This is a genomic window from Tessaracoccus zhenghani (assembly GCF_054552775.1).
In genome coordinates this window covers 2,411,603-2,432,945 of the sequence record NZ_CM137275.1, presented here as the reverse complement: position 1 = coordinate 2,432,945, position 21,343 = coordinate 2,411,603, and the positions used below count along the sequence as shown (strand labels likewise).

Annotated in this window: 23 protein-coding genes and 2 pseudogenes; 4 read left to right on the top strand and 21 right to left on the bottom strand. The window is 64.9% G+C overall.

Annotated elements, in window-relative coordinates; all coding sequences use genetic code 11:
- Positions 1 to 21: 21 nt before the first annotated feature.
- From ACX1DX_RS11540 to ACX1DX_RS11505, 8 genes are all read right to left on the bottom strand, one after another.
- Positions 22 to 1,038, bottom strand: coding sequence for an LLM class flavin-dependent oxidoreductase (locus tag ACX1DX_RS11540; RefSeq protein WP_459396717.1), 1,017 nt, complete (start codon positions 1,036 to 1,038; stop codon positions 22 to 24).
- Positions 1,039 to 1,851: 813 nt separating this feature from the next.
- Complete coding sequence (locus ACX1DX_RS11535; protein WP_459396716.1) at positions 1,852 to 2,667, bottom strand: TniQ family protein; 816 nt, start codon at positions 2,665 to 2,667, stop codon at positions 1,852 to 1,854.
- Positions 2,651 to 3,088, bottom strand: coding sequence for a hypothetical protein (locus ACX1DX_RS11530; protein ID WP_459396715.1), 438 nt, complete (start codon positions 3,086 to 3,088; stop codon positions 2,651 to 2,653). Before ACX1DX_RS11530 ends, ACX1DX_RS11535 begins: the two co-directional genes overlap by 17 nt.
- A gap of 204 nt (positions 3,089 to 3,292) precedes the next feature.
- Positions 3,293 to 3,898, bottom strand: a complete 606-nt coding sequence (locus ACX1DX_RS11525; RefSeq protein WP_459396714.1) for a MusI family membrane protein — start codon at positions 3,896 to 3,898, stop codon at positions 3,293 to 3,295.
- A gap of 10 nt (positions 3,899 to 3,908) precedes the next feature.
- On the bottom strand, positions 3,909 to 4,829 hold the full coding sequence (locus ACX1DX_RS11520) for a carbohydrate ABC transporter permease (RefSeq protein ID WP_459396713.1): 921 nt from the start codon (positions 4,827 to 4,829) through the stop codon (positions 3,909 to 3,911).
- Positions 4,826 to 5,671, bottom strand: a complete 846-nt coding sequence (locus tag ACX1DX_RS11515; RefSeq protein ID WP_459396712.1) for a carbohydrate ABC transporter permease — start codon at positions 5,669 to 5,671, stop codon at positions 4,826 to 4,828. The genes ACX1DX_RS11520 and ACX1DX_RS11515 overlap by 4 nt, the downstream gene beginning before the upstream one ends.
- Positions 5,672 to 5,767: 96 nt before the next feature.
- The gene (locus ACX1DX_RS11510) at positions 5,768 to 7,099 is read right to left on the bottom strand and encodes an ABC transporter substrate-binding protein (protein ID WP_459396711.1); all 1,332 of its coding nucleotides are present in this window, start codon (positions 7,097 to 7,099) and stop codon (positions 5,768 to 5,770) included.
- A gap of 256 nt (positions 7,100 to 7,355) precedes the next feature.
- Positions 7,356 to 7,778, bottom strand: coding sequence for a hypothetical protein (locus ACX1DX_RS11505; protein ID WP_459396710.1), 423 nt, complete (start codon positions 7,776 to 7,778; stop codon positions 7,356 to 7,358).
- Positions 7,779 to 7,936: 158 nt separating this feature from the next.
- Here ACX1DX_RS11505 and ACX1DX_RS11500 point away from each other — a divergent pair, with 158 nt between their 5' ends.
- The 3 genes and pseudogenes from ACX1DX_RS11500 to ACX1DX_RS11490 form a co-directional block, all read left to right on the top strand.
- Positions 7,937 to 8,833 carry a hypothetical protein gene (locus ACX1DX_RS11500; RefSeq protein WP_459396709.1) on the top strand — a complete coding sequence of 299 codons (897 nt, stop codon included), beginning with the start codon at positions 7,937 to 7,939 and terminating at the stop codon, positions 8,831 to 8,833.
- A 26-nt stretch (positions 8,834 to 8,859) separates the two neighbouring features.
- Entirely contained in the window at positions 8,860 to 9,186 is a 327-nt protein-coding gene (locus ACX1DX_RS11495) for a hypothetical protein (protein ID WP_459396708.1), read from the top strand.
- Positions 9,135 to 9,566: pseudogene (locus tag ACX1DX_RS11490) on the top strand (integrase core domain-containing protein); the annotation flags it as partial. The gene ACX1DX_RS11495 and the pseudogene ACX1DX_RS11490, both read left to right, overlap by 52 nt.
- A 72-nt stretch (positions 9,567 to 9,638) precedes the next feature.
- Here ACX1DX_RS11490 and ACX1DX_RS11485 read toward each other — a convergent pair.
- The 8 genes and pseudogenes from ACX1DX_RS11485 to ACX1DX_RS11450 all read right to left on the bottom strand — a co-directional run bounded on the left by ACX1DX_RS11485 (position 9,639) and on the right by ACX1DX_RS11450 (position 16,071).
- Positions 9,639 to 9,767 carry a hypothetical protein gene (locus ACX1DX_RS11485; protein WP_459396707.1) on the bottom strand — a complete coding sequence of 43 codons (129 nt, stop codon included), beginning with the start codon at positions 9,765 to 9,767 and terminating at the stop codon, positions 9,639 to 9,641.
- Positions 9,768 to 9,885: 118 nt separating this feature from the next.
- Positions 9,886 to 10,305, bottom strand: a complete 420-nt coding sequence (locus ACX1DX_RS11480; RefSeq protein ID WP_042540859.1) for a GlcG/HbpS family heme-binding protein — start codon at positions 10,303 to 10,305, stop codon at positions 9,886 to 9,888.
- A gap of 133 nt (positions 10,306 to 10,438) precedes the next feature.
- A pseudogene (locus ACX1DX_RS11475) lies at positions 10,439 to 11,157 on the bottom strand (MIP/aquaporin family protein).
- Positions 11,158 to 11,348: 191 nt separating this feature from the next.
- A complete protein-coding gene (gene dhaK, locus ACX1DX_RS11470; protein ID WP_068751136.1) occupies positions 11,349 to 12,344 on the bottom strand; it encodes a dihydroxyacetone kinase subunit DhaK in 996 nt (331 codons plus the stop codon).
- 50 nt (positions 12,345 to 12,394) lie between these two features.
- Complete coding sequence (gene dhaL / locus ACX1DX_RS11465) at positions 12,395 to 13,036, bottom strand: dihydroxyacetone kinase subunit DhaL (RefSeq protein WP_459396706.1); 642 nt, start codon at positions 13,034 to 13,036, stop codon at positions 12,395 to 12,397.
- 18 nt (positions 13,037 to 13,054) lie between these two features.
- Positions 13,055 to 13,876 (bottom strand): HAD-IA family hydrolase, encoded by an 822-nt coding sequence (locus ACX1DX_RS11460; protein WP_459396705.1) that lies wholly within the window; start codon positions 13,874 to 13,876, stop codon positions 13,055 to 13,057.
- Complete coding sequence (locus tag ACX1DX_RS11455; RefSeq protein ID WP_042540849.1) at positions 13,825 to 14,703, bottom strand: class II fructose-bisphosphate aldolase; 879 nt, start codon at positions 14,701 to 14,703, stop codon at positions 13,825 to 13,827. The genes ACX1DX_RS11460 and ACX1DX_RS11455 overlap by 52 nt, the downstream gene beginning before the upstream one ends.
- Before the next feature lie 273 nt (positions 14,704 to 14,976).
- Entirely contained in the window at positions 14,977 to 16,071 is a 1,095-nt protein-coding gene (locus ACX1DX_RS11450) for a transposase (RefSeq protein ID WP_459396704.1), read from the bottom strand.
- Positions 16,072 to 16,238: 167 nt separating this feature from the next.
- On the opposite strand from ACX1DX_RS11450, the gene ACX1DX_RS11445 reads away from it, so the two are divergent.
- Positions 16,239 to 16,967 (top strand): GntR family transcriptional regulator, encoded by a 729-nt coding sequence (locus ACX1DX_RS11445; protein ID WP_292679905.1) that lies wholly within the window; start codon positions 16,239 to 16,241, stop codon positions 16,965 to 16,967.
- A gap of 48 nt (positions 16,968 to 17,015) precedes the next feature.
- Here the strand turns inward: ACX1DX_RS11445 and ACX1DX_RS11440 are convergent, their stop codons facing one another.
- The 5 genes from ACX1DX_RS11440 to ACX1DX_RS11420 form a co-directional block, all read right to left on the bottom strand.
- On the bottom strand, positions 17,016 to 17,954 hold the full coding sequence (locus tag ACX1DX_RS11440; protein WP_042540843.1) for a transketolase family protein: 939 nt from the start codon (positions 17,952 to 17,954) through the stop codon (positions 17,016 to 17,018).
- A complete protein-coding gene (locus ACX1DX_RS11435) occupies positions 17,944 to 18,795 on the bottom strand; it encodes a transketolase (protein WP_042540841.1) in 852 nt (283 codons plus the stop codon). The genes ACX1DX_RS11440 and ACX1DX_RS11435 overlap by 11 nt, the downstream gene beginning before the upstream one ends.
- The gene (locus ACX1DX_RS11430; RefSeq protein ID WP_345582446.1) at positions 18,792 to 19,238 is read right to left on the bottom strand and encodes an RpiB/LacA/LacB family sugar-phosphate isomerase; all 447 of its coding nucleotides are present in this window, start codon (positions 19,236 to 19,238) and stop codon (positions 18,792 to 18,794) included. The genes ACX1DX_RS11435 and ACX1DX_RS11430 overlap by 4 nt, the downstream gene beginning before the upstream one ends.
- Before the next feature lie 13 nt (positions 19,239 to 19,251).
- Positions 19,252 to 20,370, bottom strand: a complete 1,119-nt coding sequence (locus ACX1DX_RS11425; RefSeq protein ID WP_459396703.1) for a helix-turn-helix domain-containing protein — start codon at positions 20,368 to 20,370, stop codon at positions 19,252 to 19,254.
- A 170-nt stretch (positions 20,371 to 20,540) separates the two neighbouring features.
- Positions 20,541 to 20,840, bottom strand: a complete 300-nt coding sequence (locus ACX1DX_RS11420; RefSeq protein ID WP_115932646.1) for a putative quinol monooxygenase — start codon at positions 20,838 to 20,840, stop codon at positions 20,541 to 20,543.
- Positions 20,841 to 21,343: the final 503 nt, after the last annotated feature.

Here is a 21,343-nt window from a genome sequence, read left to right as displayed (position 1 = left end):
ACGACGTGAACGTGCCCATGCTCAGCGCCAGCCCAGCTCCCGGGCCACGTCCAGCACCGACCCGACGACATGGGCGCAGTAGTCGACGCCCAACTGGTTGGGCACGGCCAGCAGGACGGTGTCGGCCGCGGCGATCGCGGCGTCCTGCGCCAACTGCTCCACCAGCACCTCGGGTTCGGCCGCGTAGGTCTTGCCGAAGGTGGCGCGGCCACCGTCGATCATCCCGATCTGGTCTCGGCTGCGCCGTTCGAGCGCGAAGTAGTTCTGGTCCTCCTGGGTGACCAGCGGGAAGATGCTGCGGCTGACCGAAACGCGCCCCTCGCGCTGGTGGCCGGCCTCGGCCCACGCGTCGCGGAAGACCTGGATCTGCTCGGCCTGGAGTTCGTCGAATGGCTGGCCGGTGGCTTCGGTCACCAGCGTCGAACTCATCAGGTTCATGCCGAGTTCCGCCGCCCACTCGGCGGTGGCGCGGGAGCCGGCGCCCCACCAGATGCGCTCACGGAGCCCTTCCGAGTGCGGCTCGATCCGCAGCAGCCCGGGCGGGTTGGCGAACATGGGGCGTGGGTTGGGCTCGGCGAAGCCCTCGCCGGAGAGGACCTCCAGGAGGCGCGTGGTGTGCCGGCGGGCCATGTCGGCGTCGGTTTCACCCTCGCGGGGGACGTGGTCGAAGAGGCGGTAGCCGTCGAGCACCTGCTCCGGCGATCCGCGGCTGATGCCGAGCTGGAGCCTGCCGCCTGAGATGAGGTCTGCGGCCCCCGCATCTTCCGCCATGTAGAGGGGGTTCTCGTAGCGCATGTCGATGACGCCGGTGCCGATCTCGATGCGGCTGGTCTTCGCGCCGATCGCGGCGAGCATGGGGAACGGCGAGGACAGCTGCCTGGCGAAGTGGTGCACCCGGAAGTAGGCGCCGTCGGCGCCCAGTTCCTCGACGGTGACAGCGAGGTCGATGGACTGGAGCAGCACGTCGGAGGCCGACTGCGCGGCTGACTGCGGGTGCGGTGTCCAGTGGCCGAAGGAGAGGAACCCGATGCGCTTCATGGGGTAATCATGCCCCGTACCCGAACTGGGATGCTGCATGGGACGGAACCTGTAGTGGGCAACTTTGGTGCACCGGCCCCGCCGTGCTGCTCGCGCGCGAGACGACCTACCGGTGCATAGCGGAGACCATCAGAGCGACTCGAAAACAAGAGTCGCCTGGATGCGGTCACCTCCAACGGACCTTTGTTGCCAGCGGATGCAGTCTCGCCGGGCCCGACTATCCACTTATTCGAGCGGTCGTCCACATCCTCTACACAGACTTATCCACAAGGTTGTCCCCAGCTGTCGATAAGTTACCCCCATGTAATTCGGCCACCAGCTGCTGGCCCGGCCGGCGCCCGCTGTCGAGCCGCAGCCTAGATTGGATAAATGGGCTTCTATCTAAGATAGGTTCAAAGTAGGAGTGTCATTCACGCTCAATCGCGCTCTCCGGAGAAGCTCTCGGCATGGAGTCAGAGATGCCCCAGGACACACGATGAGTCCCCGCCGACGACTCCGAGCCAACCGAGAGAAGTGGCGCGCCGATCAGACCGGTCGGAACATCAGGCTGAAGATCGCCACCCACCTGGCCGCTGTTCTTGTCATACACGGGAACTGCGCCAAACCAGAAACAGGCTGGTCTGAAGCGGAACGGCTGTTCACCAAGGCCGAGCGCCGAAAGTGCTGCTAGGGCCTCAGCGCCCGCTCTCCTGTTCTGCGAGGGATGCCCCGTAGTGCGCGAGTGTCGCCGATGGGCAGCAGTGGACCGCTAAACGGGCCTGACCGCTGGCAGCGCGTGGATCCGAGGCCAGGAGTACGAGCCTTCCTCTCCGATCAACAACCCACTCCCGCGGGTTCCCGCCGCTTGAACCAAGCTCGAGCTGCCAAGCCATCGACAGAGTTGAGCAGGGCTCGACTCCCCAGTTGACGCCGCAGACCATCCCAGACAATTCGTACACCGGCCTCGGCACACCACGCGGACAGCAGGCTCTCTCGCGCTTCAGCCGACTTGGCACTGGCCAAGGGAGCGGCGACCGACAGGAGCATCGCACGCTCGGAAGCCGCTGCACTGCTTCGGGTAGGGGGACAGCGGCGGAGGCCGACGGCGAGGCGCACCGCATCTCGCCAAATGGCGAAGTGCTCGCTGGCGATTCTCGAGCGAAGCACACTCCGATGTTGGGCATCGAGCTGCAGAACCTCTCTCGTAGCCAGACTGGGCTCTATCCCAGAGCCGAGAAGGGTGTTGTGGACGGAGCAGGCGGTGATCCATGGCAGGCGCCACTCGAGTAGTTCGACCCCATGAGTTGCACAGGCTGCGCACCCGAAGGTTGGGGCGAGCCAAGTCCACGCGGGTCCCTGTCGGTTTGGCGTGGGGCGGGGCTCCTCGCTGAAGGCGATCCCGGCCCAACTGGTGAGAGTCATGGCTCGAACCTGCAGCTCATCGAGTCCTACAAGCTGGGCTGCCGCACGGCGCTGTGCTTGGTTGGCGACGTCGTCGGCAGTGATCCCACAGGCCTCAACGAGCTTGCCAGCGGTGGTGTCGTTGAGCGTGGCTGAGCGCCGGAGGAAGGACCTCCATGATTCGCCGGGGACGGGAGTTGGAGCCACGGGCAAGGTCCAATCTGGTGGGAGCTTAGCCACCGTAGGCATTCCTCAGCCTCGCGTCGCAGGTGTAGCTGGTGGGTGTGTCCTCATCGGCAGCTGAGATGTAGGCCCACATTTGGTCTGCCTGCTCGGCGAGCCGGATGCGCTGTTCCAAGCTCATGGACGCGTGGGCGTCCTTGACCGCCAGGGTGGGCATCACGTGATCGATGTTGATCCAGCCGGGCCCAGTAGGAACAATGCGTCCCCAGGTGAGGTAGACCCATAGCCAGCCGAGGGCTATGGGACGCCCCATGGTTCCCACGTCGAGGCGTGGCGGTCGGCGGAGTCCTGTCAGGATGCGTCGCCGCGATTGGAAGTCGATGCCCAAGTCGAGCGCCAGGCTTTTCAACGCTCGGACTCTGGCCTCCAGGTCGGCACCCAGGTGGCCCTCTTCGAGGAGTGTGAGTGATGAGCTGACACGTGCCATGGGAAGTCCCAGGTCGACCTGCGCTTGGCTTGCCCAGCCCGGTTTCCCATCCCGCCGCGGATTGGCAAGCATTGCCAGAGCGAGGGAGGCCTCCTCTGCTCGCGGCCAGTCGTCGAAGGCTGGAAGGAAGTCGCTGGGTGAACTGGGCGCCAGTGCTCAGGAAACGGCCACAATTCAGCACCCTCCGAGCTGTGGGCTGTCGGCTCAGGCGACGCGAGAGAGGGGACCGCGGATCACGAGGATCACCAGGTACAGCGGCAGGGCGAAGCCGAGGATGGCCATCGCGGCCAGCCAGATGGTCCAGATCGACGGGTCGAGGTAGAGCAGCAGGGCGGGGATGGTGAGGAAGACCAGCGCCAGTGCCGTGCGCGGCAGGTGGCCCACACCGAGCAGCGCGGCGAGCTTGCCTGCTCGTCGGAAGGGCAGGGCCTTGCCGGCCAGCGGGAAGAACCACACCGCCCAGATCGCCAGCAGGAGGACCCCGACGATCACGCCGGTCTGGGCGGCCAGCGCGCCCCAGCCGTCCATCCGGCCGAGCGCCCAGAACTCCCAGGCGAGCAGAAGGCCGGCACCCAGGACGATGAACCAGCCCAGGGTGGCGGCCTTCCAGCTCGCTCGGAAGTGGCGCAAGTACGTGCGCACCACGCCTGAGCCCTCGTCGTTGATCAGTTCGAGCAACGTGGCGTGGGACGCGGCCAGCGCCGCCCCGGCCGTGACCACGGGCAGCGAGGTGAGGATGAGCAGGACGTTGACCAGCACCACGTCCGCGGCGAGGGCCAACGCCTGCATCACCTTCGAGTCAGGATTCATCTCCTAGACATCATCCCTTGACGGAGCCGGCAACCACGCCTTCGATGATGTGCTTCTGCGCGAACAGGTAGAAGATCACGATCGGGATCACCGCCAGCACCAGCATGGCCATCATGGTGCCCATGTCACGGTTGCCGTTGGAGCCGACGAACTGCTGCACCACCACGGGGATGGTCTTGAAGCGCGTCGACAGGCCGATGACCAGGTAGGGCAGCAGGTAGTCGTTCCACACCCACATGGCGTTGAGGATCGCCACCGTGATCGAGACCGGCTTCAGGATGGGGAAGACCACCTGGAAGTAGGTCTGCACGGGCGAGCAGCCGTCGATGTAGGCGGCCTCCTCGATCTCGAGCGGGATGGACTTCACGAAGCCGGAGAAGATGAACACCGACAGGCCCGCGCCGAAGCCCAGGTACAGCACCACCATGCCCAACGGATTGGACAGGCTCAGCATGTCGGCCAGCTTCACCGTCGGGAACATCACCATCTGGAACGGGATGACCATGGAGAACACCAGCAGGTAGTACAGCGCCGTCGTCCACCACGTCTTGATGCGGGTGATGTAGTAGGCCATCATCGCGCAGAAGAACACGATGACGCCGACGGAGGCGACGGTGATGAAGAACGACCAGCCGATGGCCTCGAGGAAGTTCTGCTTCGTCAGGCCGGTGATGTAGTTCGAGAAGCCCGCCCACATGTCGCCGACCGGCACCGCGAACGGATCCGAGCTGATGGAGAACTTCTGTTTGAAGGAGTTCAGGACGATGAACACGATGGGGCCGAGGAACACCACGACCAGCGCCACCAGCAGCACGTAGATGGCGGCCAGGCCGACGGTGCGGCCGGGGCGCCCTGGACGCTTCTCCTGCGGGGCGGCGATGACGGGGCCACCGACGGCCGCGGCGTTTTCTGCAATGGACGGAGCGCTCACGCCTCGACCTCCCTGCTCCGGGTGGCGCGCAACTGGATCAGCGCGATCGCCACGACGACGATGACGAACAGGACCGCCTTGGCCTGGCCGACGCCCTGCCTACCGATCTGGGAGAACATCGTCTTGACGATGTTGAGCGCCACCATCTGGGTGCGGTCCATGGGCGCGCCGTCGGTCAGGGCGAGGTTCTGGTCGAACATCTTGAACGAGCTCGACAACGTGAGGAACAGGCAGATCGTGATGGTCGGCATGATCATCGGGATCGTGACGTTGCGCAGGGTCTGCCACCTGCCCGCGCCGTCGATGGCGGCGGCCTCGTTGAGCTCGGTCGGCACGTTCTGCAGGCCTGCGATGTAGATGACCATCATGTAGCCCACCTGCTGCCAGTTCACCAGGATGATCAGGCCGATGTAGCCGTACTTCCAATCAGCCACCAACGTGGTGCCGTAGTTGGCCAGCACCGCGTTGATCATCGACTGCCAGGTGTAGCCCAGCACGATGCCGCCGATGAGGTTGGGCATGAAGTAGATGGTGCGGAAGATGTTGGTGCCGCGCAGCTTCTGCGTCAGCAGCTTCGCGATGGTGAAGGCGAACAGGTTGACCGTGATCACCGACGCGACGACGACCAGGATGGTGAACCAGAACGAGCCGAGGAACCCGTCGTTGGGGTCCAGCGCCCGCTGGTAGTTCTGCAGCCCCACCCATTCGGCGTTGGTGATGGTGGTGAACTTGGTGAACGACAGGTACAGGCCGATGAAGAACGGTGCCAGGAACGCGATCAGGAATGCGGCCGACGTTGGCAACACGAACAGCGGAAAGTACTTCTTCAGTGATCTCTGCATGTGATGACTCCCTATGTCCCCGTCGGCGTCACTGCCGGTGAACGGGGCGATGGGGCGGGCCGATCAACGGCCCGCCCCACACGCTGGTGGGCGCGATCAGTTGCCGCCGACGGCGGCCTTCTCGGTGGCCCAGTTGTCGACGACGCCCGACACCACGGCGTCCCACTCCAGGTTGCCGGAGGCGTACTGGGCGAGCATCTGCGCGAAGTCGTCCTTGAACTTGGCCGACGGCATGGTGGTGAAGACCCACGGCACGGCCGTCAGGTCGTCGTTGGTGATGTAGCGGTTGATCTCCTTGGCCAGGGGATCAGAGGGCGTGTTGTCGCCGAAGGTCTTGAACGGGGCGATGAAACCCAGGTCCTCGGTGACGTACTTCATGCCGTCCTCGTCGGTGAACAGCCAGTTGATGAAGTCGATGGTGGCCTGCTGGTCAGCCTCGCTGGCCTCCTTGTTGACGGCCATGAAGGCCTCGGTGCCAACGTTGATGCCCATCTTCTCCTCGCCCTCGTGGCCGACGTAGATGGGGAGGAACTTGATGTCCTCCTCAGCAACCGAGTTGCCCTCGACCTCGCTGATCTGGCTCCACGCCCAGTTGCCGTTCTGGACCATGGCGGCCTTGCCGGTGGCGAACTCGGCCATCGAGTCCGTGACCGTCTTCGACGGGGCCAGGGTCTGCTCGACGGTGGAGTTGGTCAGGTACAGGTCGAAGATGTTCTTGAACTCCTCGTTGAACGAGAACTTCAGCTCCTCGGCATCGGTGATGCCGTCGGCCTCGTACTCGTAGTACAGCGGGGTGTTGAACAGGTGGGTCTGCCAACGCCAGGCCTCACCGGTGGCCAGCGACGTCGAGGCGAACACGCCGTCGAGGCCGAGGTCCGCCTTGCGGGCCTGCATGTCGTCGGTGACTTCCTTCAGCTTCGCGAAGTTGTTGATCTCGTCCATGGAGGCGGCCTTGGCCCCGTCCACGGCGAAGTAGTCACGCATGATCGCGTCGTTGTAGATGATGCCGAAGCCCTCGACGGCCAGCGGCACGCCGTAGACCTTGCCGTCCTCACCCTTGAGCGCGAGCCCCGGATCGCTGAGGTCCTTGGCGAAGTCCGTCTCGGTGAGATCGGCGGCGTAGTTCTGCCAGCTCACGAGGCCGACGGGGCCGTTGATCTGGAACAGGGTGGGGGCGTCGGACTTCGTCATCTCGGCCTGGAGCGTCTGCTCGTAGGTGCCGGAAGCGGCGGTGACGACCTTGACCTCGACGCCGGTCTCCTCGGTGTACTTCTCGGCGATCTCGCCGAAGGTCTCCTCGGATTCGGGCTTCCAGTTGAGGAAGTACACGGAGCCTTCGCCGTCTCCGCTGCCCTCGTCGTTGCCGCAGGCGGCCAGGCTGCCGACGGCAAGCGTCGCAGCGGCTGCCAGCGCGATGGTGCGCTTCATGTTCTTCATGTGAATCAAGTCACTCCTCAGGTGATCCGGTACTCGTGCCCCTGCATCGGGGCCTCGGATGATCGGCCCGAGCCCAACATCGGTCGCGGTTCGATCACGCCGATTTAACCGTGCCACAAGTCGTTGCCGAACAGTGTTCAGATTGGGTCACGGTTCTACAACGATTTTGCTCGTTCAAATTCTTCCGCTGGTGGGCGGCTCTTTGGTGGACGGGACCAGTGGCGCGATTCCGCCAGTCGTGGGCTGCCTACTGGTGGGCGTCGGGCCGACGGCGCAGCGGCGCGAGCGCGACCAGCCCCGTGTAGATGGCCGCGGATCGCTCGGACGGATCCTCCTGCGTCTCGACCCCCGCGGAGGCCGCCTCCGGATCCTCCTCGAACTCCTGCACGATGCCGTGGAGGCGCGCGGCCAGCGCCCGCGCCTGATGCCGGGTCAGTTGCAGGGAGGTGGCCTCGGAGTGGGCGAGCGCCTCCGAGCCGTCGGCCATGGCCTCGATGATCGCCTGCTGCACCTCTGAATGGATCAGGCCGAGCGACGCGGCCGTGGCCGTGCGGTAGGCCGCATCGTCCTTGAGGAGGCCCAGGTCTGCGTTGATGTCGGGCCGGCCCAGCTTCCACACCCGCTCCCGCGCATCGCGGGCCAGTTCGGGCGCCTCGACCAGGATCCCCACATCCGCGAGGGTGCGCAGATGGAAGCTGATCGAGTTGACCGGCTCGCCCAACTCTGTGGAGATGTCCGTGGCCCTGGCATGCCCCCCGAGGCACCTACCTCCTGTGGCTGGCGGGCGATACGGCCCAGCAACTCGGGCTCGGCCTGGGCAGCTTCGCCATGCTGACGTTGATCGTCACCGGCTCACCCACCGTCGCTGGCACGGTGGGGGCTGTGCAGTTGGTGGGCGGCGTCGTCGGCTTTCTGCCCGTGGCGTGCTCGCCGACCGGTTCGATCGCCGAATCCTGCGTGCCTGGTCCGCTGGGATCGGGCTCGCCTTGTCCCTCTGGTTGGCGGGGTTGGCTGCGTTGGGATCACGTGCACGCCGCGATGCTCGGCAACGTCGAGCCGCCAGCTGACGACCAGCGCGCCCCCACCAGCCAGGAGCGCTGGGCCCAAGAGATAGAGCGGGCGGCGGCGGTGATCCGCGAGGCCACCGGCCAACCGGAGCGCATCGCCGCCGTCGACATTCCCGACGGCGTGGTCGATGCCGTCAGTGCTGCGTATGACACCCCCACACCCACGCAGCTGCGTGCCGCCATCACCAGGCAGGAACGTGATGCCACCCTCATCGACGGGGCCCGCAACCTGCTGGGCACGAAGCCGGGCGAGCGCCACGTGATGCGCAAGGTGAAGGAGCTCGTGGAGCAGGAGCCCGACAACCACGAGCGGGAGGCCGATCTCTGGAGCGCCTACTGGCTCATCCGGGACTGGGACGCCATGGGCGGAGACGACGGGCACGAAGGCCATCTCGCCCAGCTTCGGAAGCTGCTCACCCACGCCGAGAAGCAGGAGCGGGCAGCCACCGAGAAGGAGTGGCCGAAGGCGTGGCCGATGGGGCTCATGCCGGTGTGGCTGGAGTACGGCGGCACCGTCGAAGCCGCACGAGCATGGGCCAGCGCCGGCTGGCCCGCTGACCACGTGCTCACGTCCGAACGCCTCACCGACTCCTGGAATCCAGAGTTCGAGGAGCGCCTCACACTCACCACGCCAGAGAACCGACCCCGCAATCCCTGATCCACCAACAACCGCCAGGAGCAACCATGACCATCACCCGCTACGCCATCCGTCGCATCTCCGCCGACGGCCCCTCCACCACCCACGAGCTCATTGACTGCGGCGAGGAGTTCGAACTGCACGTCTACGACGGCGACGAAGGCCCCGTCGTCACCAAGCTCGGCGAGCTCCCCGTCGACACCCGCACCGAGCTGCTCCTCGACACTGGTCGGCCACTCCTTGCCTTCCGGCTGCACCAGTTCCTGTCAAAGGGCGACAACCTGTACGTCTCAATGGAGTCCGAGGCCGAGAGGCATGTGACCTCCACAACGCCGTCGACGACCACTCCCGCTTGGCCTACAGCGAAATCCTGACCGACGAGAAGAAGGAAACCACCGCCGGGTTCTGGCAACGCGCCAACGCCTTCTTCAACGCCGCCGGGATCACCGTGACACGAGTCTTGACTGACAACGGCGCCTGCTACCGCTCCAACGCCTTCAAAAAGGCTCTCGGCGACGACATCACACACAAACGCACCCGCCCCTACCGACCCCAAACCAACGGCAAAGTCGAACGGTTCAACCGCATCATGCTCGAGGAATGGGCCTATGCCCAGCCCTACACCTCCGAAACCCAGCGAGTCGCCGCCTTCGACCAATGGCTGCACCATTACAATCACCACCGAGGCCACACCGCGCTCAAGGGACATCCCCCAGCCGCGCGCGTACCCAACCTATCCGGGGTGAACATCTAGGCTCGTTAGCATTCTAGGGCCCCGTAACCGCACCCCGGCTGTGGCCTCCGAGGGGCCGCAGCAAGACCGCCACTACCGCGCCTCGCCCTCGCGGGATTGAAGGTGGTGATGAACCGTCGCCTCTTCGAGCGTGAGTCCCTGGATCACCGACTCCATGAAGCCCCAGTCAAGCCCCAGGTCGTTGCCAATGCTCGACGACATATCCTCACTTCGAGCTAGCGTTGCTGGCCGTCTTGTGCTGACGGCTGGGTGGAGTTGAGGTTCTCGTGAGATCGGACACCGCTCAACAGGGATCGGCGCCAGCTCGTGCGGTCCGAAGTCAGAGTGCGGCGGCTCCGGCCTCAGCCACAGTCTGGTCTTCCTCGATGCTACCGGTGGACACTCCGATGGCTCCGACGATGACGCCGTCGCGGACCAGCGGAATGCCCCCGGGGAACACGACGATACGGCCACCGTGAGCGTCGTTGAGTCCGTACAGGTCGCCCGTCGGGCGCGTTGCCTCGGTGAGGTCCTTGGTCTGGGTCTGGAAAGCGATGGACGTGTACGCCTTGTTGATGGCGATGTGGATGCTGCCGATGTTCGCAGTATCCATCCGCACGTGTGCCTTGAGGTTGCCTCCGGCGTCCACGACGGCGATGTCCTGGGGCTGTCCGATCTCCTCAGCGCGCGCGATGGCGGCATCGATGACGCGGCGAGCGTCCTCAAGGGTGATGGTGTCCTGGATCTTGGGGTTCGACATGGTGTCTCCTCTTCATTGAAGGTCAGTTGTTGCGGGTGTTAGGCGTCGCGTGAGCGACGACTGGGGTGGAGCCTCGGCCGGCCCCGATGAAGGCCTGACAGACATGGGCCGGCCGAGGGGTTGAAAGTTCCCGTCAGGCGACGGGAAGCAGTGCGATGGAGAGCGCGGCGGCGAGCGCGCCTCCGATGAGCGGGCCGGCCACGGGCACCCAGGAGTACGCCCAGTCGGAGGTGCCCTTGCCCTTGATGGGGAGGATGGCGGGAATGATGCGAGGCCCGAGGTCGCGCGCGGGGTTGATGGCGTAACCGGTGGGGCCGCCGAGGCTGATACCGATACCGATGACCAGGAAGGCGACGGGCAGGGCGCCGAGTTCCGCGGGGGTGCCTCCATTGGTGAAGGCGAGGATGCCGAACACGAGGACGAACGTTCCGATGACCTCCGTGACGAGGTTGGAGCCGTAGGCACGGATGGCAGGACCGGTCGAGAAGACGCCGAGCTTCGTGGCGGGGTCGGGCTCTTCGTCGAAGTGGCGCCGGTATGTGATCCAGACCAGGAGCGCTCCGAGCATGGCACCGACGAGCTGAGCGGCAATGTAGACGAGGAACTGCACGAATGTGATGTTTCCGAGGATCAGCAGGGCGATGCTGACGGCCGGGTTGAGGTGCGAGCCCGAGGAGTACGATGCCGTGACTCCAGCGAAGACGGCGAGACCCAACCGATGCTGACCGCGAGGAATCCTGATCCGAGACCCTTGCTCTTGATGAGGGAGACGTTGGCGACGACTCCGCAACCCAGCAGAAGTAGCAGGGCCGTTCCGACCGTTTCGGAGAGGAAGATCAATCCGAGGTCCATGGTGTTACCTTTCCGCGGACGTCTGCGTCCGCGCAGGTCACACCACGCGCTCGGGTGCGCGTGGTCACAGATGGTGGTGCGAGGGGGCGGCGCCCGGGTAGAAGGTGGAAGGTCAATCGCGGTCTACCCGGGCGCGCTCGGTACGGGACTGTGCGGCGCAGCGTGACCTACGCCGAACAGCGGGGGGCTCCTCAGAAGGTGCGGATCGGGATCTCCGCGGGAGCCTCGAGAAGTTCGCGAATCTCGTCGTCAAGCTTGACAAGCGTGATGGACGCGCCCGCCATGTCCAGCGAGGTGCAGTACTCGCCGACATAGCTACGGGTTGGGGTGATTCCCTGGGCCGCGAGCTTCTCGTGTGCGATGCCGTACAGAAGGTACAGCTCGCTGATGGGGGTGCCACCGAGGCCGTTCACCATCAGCGCGACGTCATCGCCGCTGCTGTAGGGGATGTCGCTCACGATGGGCTCCAGAAGCAGGTCGACGATCTCGTTCGCCGGGACCCACTTCTGACGTGCACGGCCGGGCTCACCGTGGATACCGATGCCGACTTCGATCTCGTCGTCGCCGATCTCGAACAGCGGCTCGCCCTTGGCGGGCGGGGTGCAGGCGGTGAGCGCCACGCCCATGGTGCGGGTGACGGCGTTGACCTTCTCGCCGATCCGGACGATCTCGTCGAGGTCCTTGCCGGCCTCAGCGGCAGCGCCGACGGCCTTGATGACGAAGAAGTTGCCGGCGACGCCGCGGCGACCGATGGTGTACAGCGAGTCCTTCACCGCGACGTCGTCGTCGATGAAGAGGGTGCGCACCTTGATGCCCTCTGCGGCAGCGAGTTCTTCTGCCATTTCGAATGCCATCTTGTCGCCGGTGTAGTTGTTCACCAGCAGCAGCACACCCTTGTCGCTCTTGACGCGGCGTGCGGCCTCGACGACGAAATCGGTGGGCGGGGCGGCGAACACGTCACCGGGGCAGGCGGCGTCCAGCATGCCCTTGCCGACAATCATCACGTGTGCGGGCTCGTGGCCGGAGCCGGAGCCCTGGATGATAGAGACCTTGTCGTTGTTGGGCGCATCGGCGCGGACGATGAGGTTGTACTTCGGGTCGTACGTGAGCGTGTCGGGGTTCGCCAGGGCCAGGCCCTTCAGCATCTCCGGGACGAACGCCTTCGGGTCGTTGATGAACTTCTTCATTGTGTCCTCACTTCTTTGTGTTGGATGGGTAATGGAGGGAGGGTAAGTCGTTACCAGGCCTCGGCGACGCGCTCGCTGAGCACCGCTATCGCGATGGCGCCGGGGTCAGGGGAGCCAATGCTGCGCTCACCTACGTAGGACGCTCGGCCGCGGTGTGCCTCGAGCTTCGCGGTCTCTTCGGCGGCGGCGCGCGCGGCCTCAGCGGCGTGCTGAGCCACGGCCTTGCCGTCCAGACCCTTACCGAGGTCCGCCTCGATGGCGTCGGTGAGCGGGACCAGAGCGTCGAGCAGCGTCTTGTCTCCCAGGGATGCGCCACCTCGCTTCATGATGCCCTCGATGGCTGAGCGGAGCATCGCGACCACATCGGCCTGGGTGATGTCGTTCTTGTCCTTCACGGAGATCGCAGCGCGCAGGAACGCGGTGCCCCAGATCGGGCCGGACGTACCGCCGATGCGGCCGGACATCGTTGTCGCGACCTTCTGAATGAAGGTGCTGAGAACCGACCGGTCGTACTCATCCCACTCGGCGATGACGTTCTCGAACCCGCGAGCGAGCGAGTATCCGAAGTCACCGTCGCCGGCGACGGCGTCCAGGTCGCTGAAGTACTTCTCGTTGTCGACGCACGTCTGTGCGATGAGCTTGATGACGCTCTCGACGCGGGCGACGCCCGCCTGGCTAAAGGTGCTGCTCATGATGTTCCTCGGCTTCGGTTATCGGATGGTGAGGGCGGTGAGGGTGTCGAGAGTGACCTGGCCGGTCTCCTCGACGCCGCGCGGGTTGGAAAGGAAGTGTGCTGGCGTCTGCGGCTGGTCGCCCAGGCTGTCAACGACCAGTGCCGCCTCGGTGAAGTCCTCATCGGCGGTATAACTGGACACCGTCACGACGGTGGCGATCCCTGCCGCAGCCGCGGCGCGTAGCCCGTTCTGACTGTCCTCGACGACGACGGCGTCCGTTGCGTCGATTCTCAAGTCCCGCAGAGCGAGCAGGTAGATGTCCGGTGCCGGCTTCTTCGCTGGGACGACATCTCCTGCGTAGACACGGAACCAGGAGGCCGCGTCCACGCCGACCGCATGTTCCAGCACAGCGCGCACCGATTCTTCGGCGGACGTGGATGCGACGGCGAGCAGCCATCCTGCGTCATGGGCGGCATTAACGATTCGGGCGATTCCGGGCCGCCCCGGCATCTCGCCGGCTCGAACCTTCGCCGTGTAGCGGTCAGTCTTGAACCGATGCCACTGCTTGACGAGGTCGATCTGCGCAGCCTCATCGGTGGGCAGGTTCGCCGATGCAACGAAGTCGCTGGTGAGAAGCGAGGCGAGACGCTCCTTACCGCCGCCAATTCGCACCTTCTCGGCATAGTCCTCTTCGGACCAACGCACGGGAAGATCGAAATGCGCGAAGGTGTCGTTGAACGCAGGCAGATGACCGTCGCGCTCGGTGTCTGCGAGCACTCCGTCGCAGTCGAAGATCAAGGCGCGAGTCACGGCTTGGCGGCCTTCGCCTTGGCTGCCGTGCCATCGGAGCCGAACCATTCGATGTGGTCACCGATGACGCTGGTGACAGCATCACCGATGGCAGTCACCAACTTCGGCGGATCCCAATGGTTGTTGGCGCGCGCCCAATCGAGATGCTCCGCCGATGCCTGCATGTACGCGTGCTTGACGGCTGTGGAGATGTTGATCTTGGAGACGCCATTGTCGATGAAGGCGCGGAAGTCGGCCGGCTCAAGGCCGGTTCCCCCGTGAAGAACAATTCCCTTGTCCGTGAGGTGCGCGAGTTCGCGGGCGCGCTCAGGGAGAAGGGTCGGCTTGGACGTGAACAGGCCGTGGCTCGTGCCCAACTGCGGGGCGAGCAGGTCAGCACCGGTGCGCTCCGCGATGGCTGCGAGCTGGTCGACGGTATACGCGTGGTGGGCTTCGTCGCTGCCGACTCCGTCTTCGACCCCGAGGATGTTCTCGATCTCGGATTCGACGTCGACGCCCGCTGCGTGAGCCTCCTTGACGACTTCCGTCGTCTCACGCTCTGCGTCAGCAAGATCACGGTCAGAAGCATCGAAGAGAACCGATGACCACCCGGCGGCAATGACGTCAGAGAGGACAGAACGGTCCGGGCAGTGATCCAAGTGGAGCGCGACCGGCACGGATGTGTGCCGCGTGAGCGCCTGGAAAAGGCTCGTGATGAAAGCGGTCCCCGAGGTGCGAACAGTCTTTGTCGAGATCTGGACAATCAGAGGCGAGTCCTTCTCCTCGGCTGCGGCGATGACCGCGCGCATGCTGATCTCGTCGAAGACGTTCACAGCGGGAACCGCGTATCCGTGCTTCCGCGCTCCCGTCGTGAGACGACGAGTTGATACGGCCATAGTCCGATCTCACTTCCTTGTGTCAGGCTCTGCCTCAGCGAGCTCCGGCCAGAACATCTTTCGTTCCGGTCCTTTTGGTCCAGAGTACATGGCTATACAACTCTATACAAGACGGACTAGCCTCCGTCTTTCATGAGGCGGCTTGAGAGCTGCCAGCCGGGCTGTCGGGGCCCGATCTGAACACGGGGCCAAGTGAGGGCGTGATTGTTGGCCGGCTGACGCTGCCGGGCTGCGGTTCTCCAGGTTTCCTCGGGTAGTGATGGGCTGGTGGGGTCAGGCAGGTGGTGGGATCGCGGCGATCCGGGCGAACGCGGCCACGAGTTGCTCGACCCAGGGCCAGGTCTTGGGTAGACGCAACCGTCGCCGGCGAGCGCCATAGACGAGTCGGGCCGGGACATGCAGCAGCCGATACCTGAGTGCCTTTGGTTCGGCTTTCGCGAGGTCACCGTCGAGGGCCAGCATCTTGAGCCAGGCGACCAGATCGGCGGCGATCATCGTCAACTGCAGCCAGGTCTGGTTGATGCCGAACTCACGGGACGGGAACCTGCCCAGGCCGGAGTCTTTCGCGTGTCGGATCCGGTCCTCGACCCGGGCATGGGCCCGATGCCGGGCCTGGAGGAACTGCAGGGTGCCGCTGGTGGTGTTGGTGGCGAACGCTTGATACCGCCACCCGTCGTGGGCTTCGAACAGCGACAGTTGAGCCCCCGGATGCGGGCGTTCCCGGCGCAGGATCACCCTCATCCCTGTCGGCCAGCCATCGAGATTGAGCAGTCCCGTGATCTCAGCGACTTCCCCGCCCTCTCGGACCTGACCATCGGCCTTCAGCGCCGGAGACCAGGACCCGACGGGCAGTTCGGTGATGGCGTGGCGCACGTTCTCCCCGATGGTGAACCCCACGCTGTAGTCCAGGCTGCGGCCTCTGACTTGGCCTTGCGCATGGAGCCAGTCCAGCAACTGGTGAGAGGCGCCGGCACCGTCGCAGCGGATCAACAGGTTCCGGCGGTGGCGCCGGACCCGGGCCCGGGCCGTGGCGATCTTCCTCCGCCTGGCGTCGGTGACCTCATCCAACGCACGCCACACCGTCGGAGCAGACGCGACCGGCCCCAAGATCTGCCTCTGGTGGCGCAGGACGTCGATGTCGGAGATCGCCTCGCCGCCGTCGGCGAGTAGCACCGCGACATCGGTCAGTACCTGGCCACGGTCATGCACCGAGGGGATGAACGAACGCCGGGCCATCGCCGTCGACAGGGCTCCGGTCAGGCCGGTGTTCTCGGCCAGCATCCTCAGCCCGATGCTGCCGGCGTGGGCGATCACCGCGCCGCCATCGCCGGTCACGGACATACCGGTGGACCACGAAGTACGCTTCACCTACGGAGCGCCTTCCGCTTCAGGGGTTTTGAACAGTCACATGTCCAAGTATCCCGTAGTCAGAAGGCACTCCGGCCTATCTGCAGCACGCGTCGCTCACTCCGCCATGAACGATCGAGGCTAGGTAAGATCATGTGGAAAGTTTTGGAGGCATAAAGATGACGGACGTGATTGAGCGCGACTCAGCGACACCGATCTATCAGCAGCTGGAGGACATCTTTCACGCGAAGATCGCCAGTGGTGAGTGGGCACCCGAGCAGCGCATCCCGTCGGAGAACGAGCTGAACCGGGAGTACAGCCTGAGCCGCATGACGATTCGTGGTGTGCTCAACAAACTGGCGGGTGATGGTCTGCTCATCCGCGTTGCCGGCAAGGGCACGTTCGTCGCCCCGCAAAAGATCAACGCGGTCTCTCCTGCATACAAAGGAATCCGTGAGCAGCTCGAAGTGCTCGGGTACGACATCGCGACGACGTTGATTTCTACGGAGCGCGTTCCCGCGCCGACGAGAGTGCGTGAGCACCTGAATCTGCCGGCGGGCGCCGAGGTCATCGCCATCATACGACTGCGGACGGTAGACGGGAAGCCTCTGAGCGTCCACCGCTCCTTCGTGCCAGCGAGCCTCGCGCCGGGACTGGATCAGCTGGATGTCGTCAACGAGCAGCTGTGCGTGGTTCTCGAAGACAAATTCAATCTGTCGATGAAGAGCGTCTCCGAAGATCTGGAAGTCATCGCCGTCGAAGGAACCGACGCCAAGCTGCTGGAGCTGCGCAAGGGCGACCCGGCACTGCTGTTGACGGATGTCATCACGAACCCGGCAGGGACGGCCTTTGAGTACTCGACCATCGTCTTCCGCGGCGATACGGTGCGGCTGAAGTTCGATTACAAGCGTGAGTGAACCCGCCGTGGTGGATGACTCGGGGTCCACCACAGCGGGTCCGCCTAGCTAGCGGACGAGCAGCCGAATGCGCTCGTCCAGTCCCGCGGCGTCAAGCGCGTATCGAGCAAGCAGTCCTGAGTACGTACCGGTGACGATGTGCTCATGCGGCAACCCGATGGCGTGCACGGGAATTCCCGAGGATGCCAGAGCCTCGCCAACGGCCGCGGAGAGACCGCCGCGGGTGTAGTGCTCCTCGACGGTGATGACGCGTCCGGTGCGATGAGCGGACGCGCGGATAAGCGCCGCGTCAACAGGTTCGACAGTTGGCATCCCGATGAGGTCCACATCGATGCCGTCGTCCGCGAGCCGTTGCACCGCGACCACGACCTCCGGGGTGATGGTCCCCGTCGTGACGACCGTTGCGCGAGACCCTTCCCGAATCATCCGCCCTTCCCCGATGGTGAACGGTGCCTGTGGGAACAGATCGGGGATCGATGGGCCCCCGATGCGCATGTACACGGGCCCGTCGTGCTCAATCATCGCCTTCGCTGCCTCCCGGATCTCTCCGGGGTCCTGGGGTGAGAGGACGACGACACCGGGAAGCATGCGGATGATTGCATAGTCTTCGAGGGAGTAGTGTGTGGGCCCGAGGTCGGAGTAAGTGATCCCTCCGTTGCGACCGACGATCTTGACGTTCTGACCCATGTACGCGATGTCATTGCGGAATGCTTCGTAGTTCCGGTTGGTGACAAACGCTGCGATGGCCGCGAAGACGGGGATCTTGCCGGTCGACGCGAGACCTGCGGCGACGCCCGTCGTTCCGTGCTCCTGAATGCCGAACTCATAGTAGCGGTCGGGGAAGCGCTCGCGGAATGAGCCGAACCCCGACGACAGCCCGCTGTCGGCGGAGAGGACGACGACACGGTCATCGTCCGCAGCGAGGTCGGTCACTGCTTGCCCGAAGGTCTTTCGCGGATCAATAAGAGTAAGCGTCTCAGCAGCCATGGTCGTTCCATTCGCGCAGGTTGTCGATGCGGGCGTGCACTTCACGTTCGGCTCGGTCGAGCTCCTCGACCGTCGGCTTCCAGTAGTGCGAGGCAAGGGTTCCCTCCAGGAAGCTGATGCCCTTCGCCTTCGTCGTGCGAGCAACGACAACGGTCGGCCGGCCCTTTTCGCCATCCGCAACGCTGACAGCGTCGAGGACGGCATCGATATCGTTCCCGTCGATGGTGACGGTATTCCACCCGAACGCCGCGAACTTGTCGGCAATCGGCTCCATGTTCATGACTTCAGCGGTCGGCCCGGAAATCTGCAGATCGTTGACATCGACGAAAGCGACGAGGTTGTCGAGTCGGTGGTGCGCAGCAATCGACGCCCCTTCCCAGTTCGCCCCCTCGGGGAGCTCACCGTCCCCAAGGATGGTGAAAACCCGTCCTCCGTTGCTCGCGGCACGGAGGCCCAGTGCCATCCCTGCAGCAATCGACAGCCCGTGACCCAGGGCACCCGTATTCGCTTCGATGCCCGGAAGCTTGTGAAGGTCGGGGTGACCGCCGAGTTTGCTGCCGACAGAGCCGTACGTGTCGAACAGCGCCTCCTCGAAGTAACCGCGACGCCCGAGAACTGCGTACTGCGCCATTGCTTTGTGGCCCGCGGACAGCAGGAACCGGTCGCGATTCGGGTCCTTCGCGGCTTGCGGGTTGACGCGCATGGTCGCGAAATACAAGGCGGTCACGATGTCGATGCACGAGAGCGCCCCGCCGAGGTGGCCAGAACCGCCTGCCCGCACCATCCGCAGGACGTTGAGGCGTGCGAGCTCCGCCTCGATCTGCAGCGGGATGGCATTCATACGCGAGTGTTCTCGGTTTCGTAGTCGTACAGAGCGGCGAGCTTCGGCGCACTCCGCTCGTTCTCCACGTACGACACCGACAGGTACTCCCGAACGAGTCGCTTGACCGACTCGACGCCGGTGACCTGAGCTCCGAAAGCGACCATGTTGGCGTCGTTGCTTAGCTGTGCACGCTCGGCCTGGTACGCATCCGTGAGCAGGGCGCAGTATGCGCCGGGAACCTTATTCGCCGAGATGGAGACGCCGATGCCGGTGCCGCACATCACGACACCACGCTCGACCTCCTTCGCCGCGACGCTTTCCGCCACCGCAATGGCCGTCTTCGGATATAGGGGGTCGTCGGAGCCGAAATCGCGAACCTCGTGGCCGAGCTCGCGAAGGTAATCAGCGACGGCATCCTTGAGGGTTGTTGCGTTCGGGTCGCAGCCAATTCCAATCAACATACATGTCTCCTGTCTATACCTGTATAGGCTTGTATATCTGAGGATAGACCGAATCGACGTAAGATGGAAGATCGGACTGGATGGTCCGCCCATCGAACTGGGAGACAGCATGGCCAGAGATGCCCACCCCACTCCGCCGTCGATGCGATCGCTCGACGCGTTGCACCTCGCCGCGGCCCTCGACGTCGGCGACGACCTCGAGGCGATCGTCGTGTACGACGACCGACGCCGCCATCGCGAGCGTGCGGATGCTGTCGGCGTCCGATCCGAACTGCTCGACGCCGATCGAGAGCGAGTTCGCGAGCGAGACCGCAGCCGGATGCCGCGCCGCGAGCGCCCAGCGCAGGGCGGCGTTGACCTCTGGGCACAGTGTCTCCGACCTGTGCATGGCCTCGAGGCTGCTGTCGGTGCGGGCCGTCGCGACGAACACGAGCACGCTCTCGTCGAGGAACTCGGCGTGCTGTCGCAGCACCTCATGGATGACCTCCGGCTCGGTGCGCGAGCGCACGAACTCGCGCGTGACGGCGAGCAGGCGGAACCGCCTCGGGTGTCCGCCCGCGGGCACGATCAACGAGTGGTCGAGCAGGCGCAGCACGACCCCTTCGGCACCCGGATGCGTCACTGCAGCAGCGAGGTCGACGTCGAACGTGCGCGGCAGCGCGCCGAGCCGGCAGAGCACCTCGCGCTCCTCGTCGGTGAGGAGGTCCCAGGTCCACTCGAACGCCGTCTCGAGGGTGCGGTGCCGGCCCTCGGGTACCTCGCGATCGAGGGTCGCGAAGTCGCGCTCGAGGCGCGAGGCGAGCGACAGGTGGCGGGCGACGGCCGCCGCGAGTTCGATCGCGAGCGGCAGCCCGTCGAGACGCGCGCAGACCTCGGCCGCGAGCTCCACCTCACCGGGCGACGGGTGCGAGCCCGAGAGGCGCATCGGCGCCGCTTCGGCTCGCCCGGCCGCCGCCATCAGGTCGGACCGGCTCCCGGCGCCGAGCTTGCGTTTCAGGCTCGCGATATGGCTCTCGACGGTGCGCACCGAGATGAACAACTCCGCGGCGATCTCGGGGTTGCTCAGTCGCCGCTCGACCGCGGCGAGGACCGCGCTCTCGCGAGGGGTCGGTGTGTCTTCACGGGTCGACACGGCGCTCAGTCTAGGACTGTGCGCCGTGCGCCGCATCGGTTCGAGACTCGCTGCATTCGGAATCCGGTCGCCGAGAACAGTGGCTTACGGTCGTGTTGGTTCCGCCAAATGTTTGCTGTTCTCGTCAGCTGAAATGGATGGGCAGAGAGATCTCACGGTTGCGGTGGCGGCTACGCCGGGAGCTTGTCGGCGAGAAGGTCGATCTTCTCGATCTGCGGTTCGGAGAAGAGCACGCCGGTGTTGGGTCCGAGCGCCTGGCCGACACCTCCGGCGAGGTGGGCGTCTCTGGCCTCGTCGTCGGGGAACACGTCGAACACGCCAAAGGTAGAGGGGCCAAACCGGATCGCGAACCAGGCGACAGTGCCTGGCTCTTCCATCACGATCGACCGCGCCCCGGTGAGGAAGTCTGCGAGTTCGGTCTCCTTGCCCGGCAGGGCTTCGAGACGCACGAGGAGAGCTTTGGTCACCATGAACGGACTTCTTGACTTTGCGGCGGCATGGCACCCGGTCGGCAGTACGCCGCCGTCGGGAACCTTGTCCTGTACTGTACACCGACGAGCGAAACCAGTCTATTCTGCCCACGGTTCGCCGGGTACCCGCCGTTTGTTTGTGATGGCGCCGTCCCGCCCTGTCGCCTCCGACGGGCGTTATGTCGATAACGGTTGGGGAACGTTTCTACGCGCACCTACACGAGATTGAGCAGGACCCGCCCGCGCGACGACCTGGTCGCTCTGGTCATCCACGCCGATGGTCGTCGATCACGACGTCGTCCTTTTCGAGTCTCTACGGCCCGGTCAGCCTTGCCTGACGGCGGTAGATCGACTCGGCGAAATCAGGATCAACGCTGCGCCGGACGTTTGGCAGATCCGGCCGCTATCAAGCGGGGCCGCCGGTACCCCGTTCAGGAACGGACGGGCGTCTCCTTTAGAAGAACCCAACCCGACGCCGATCACCAAACATCAACACTCGCCAG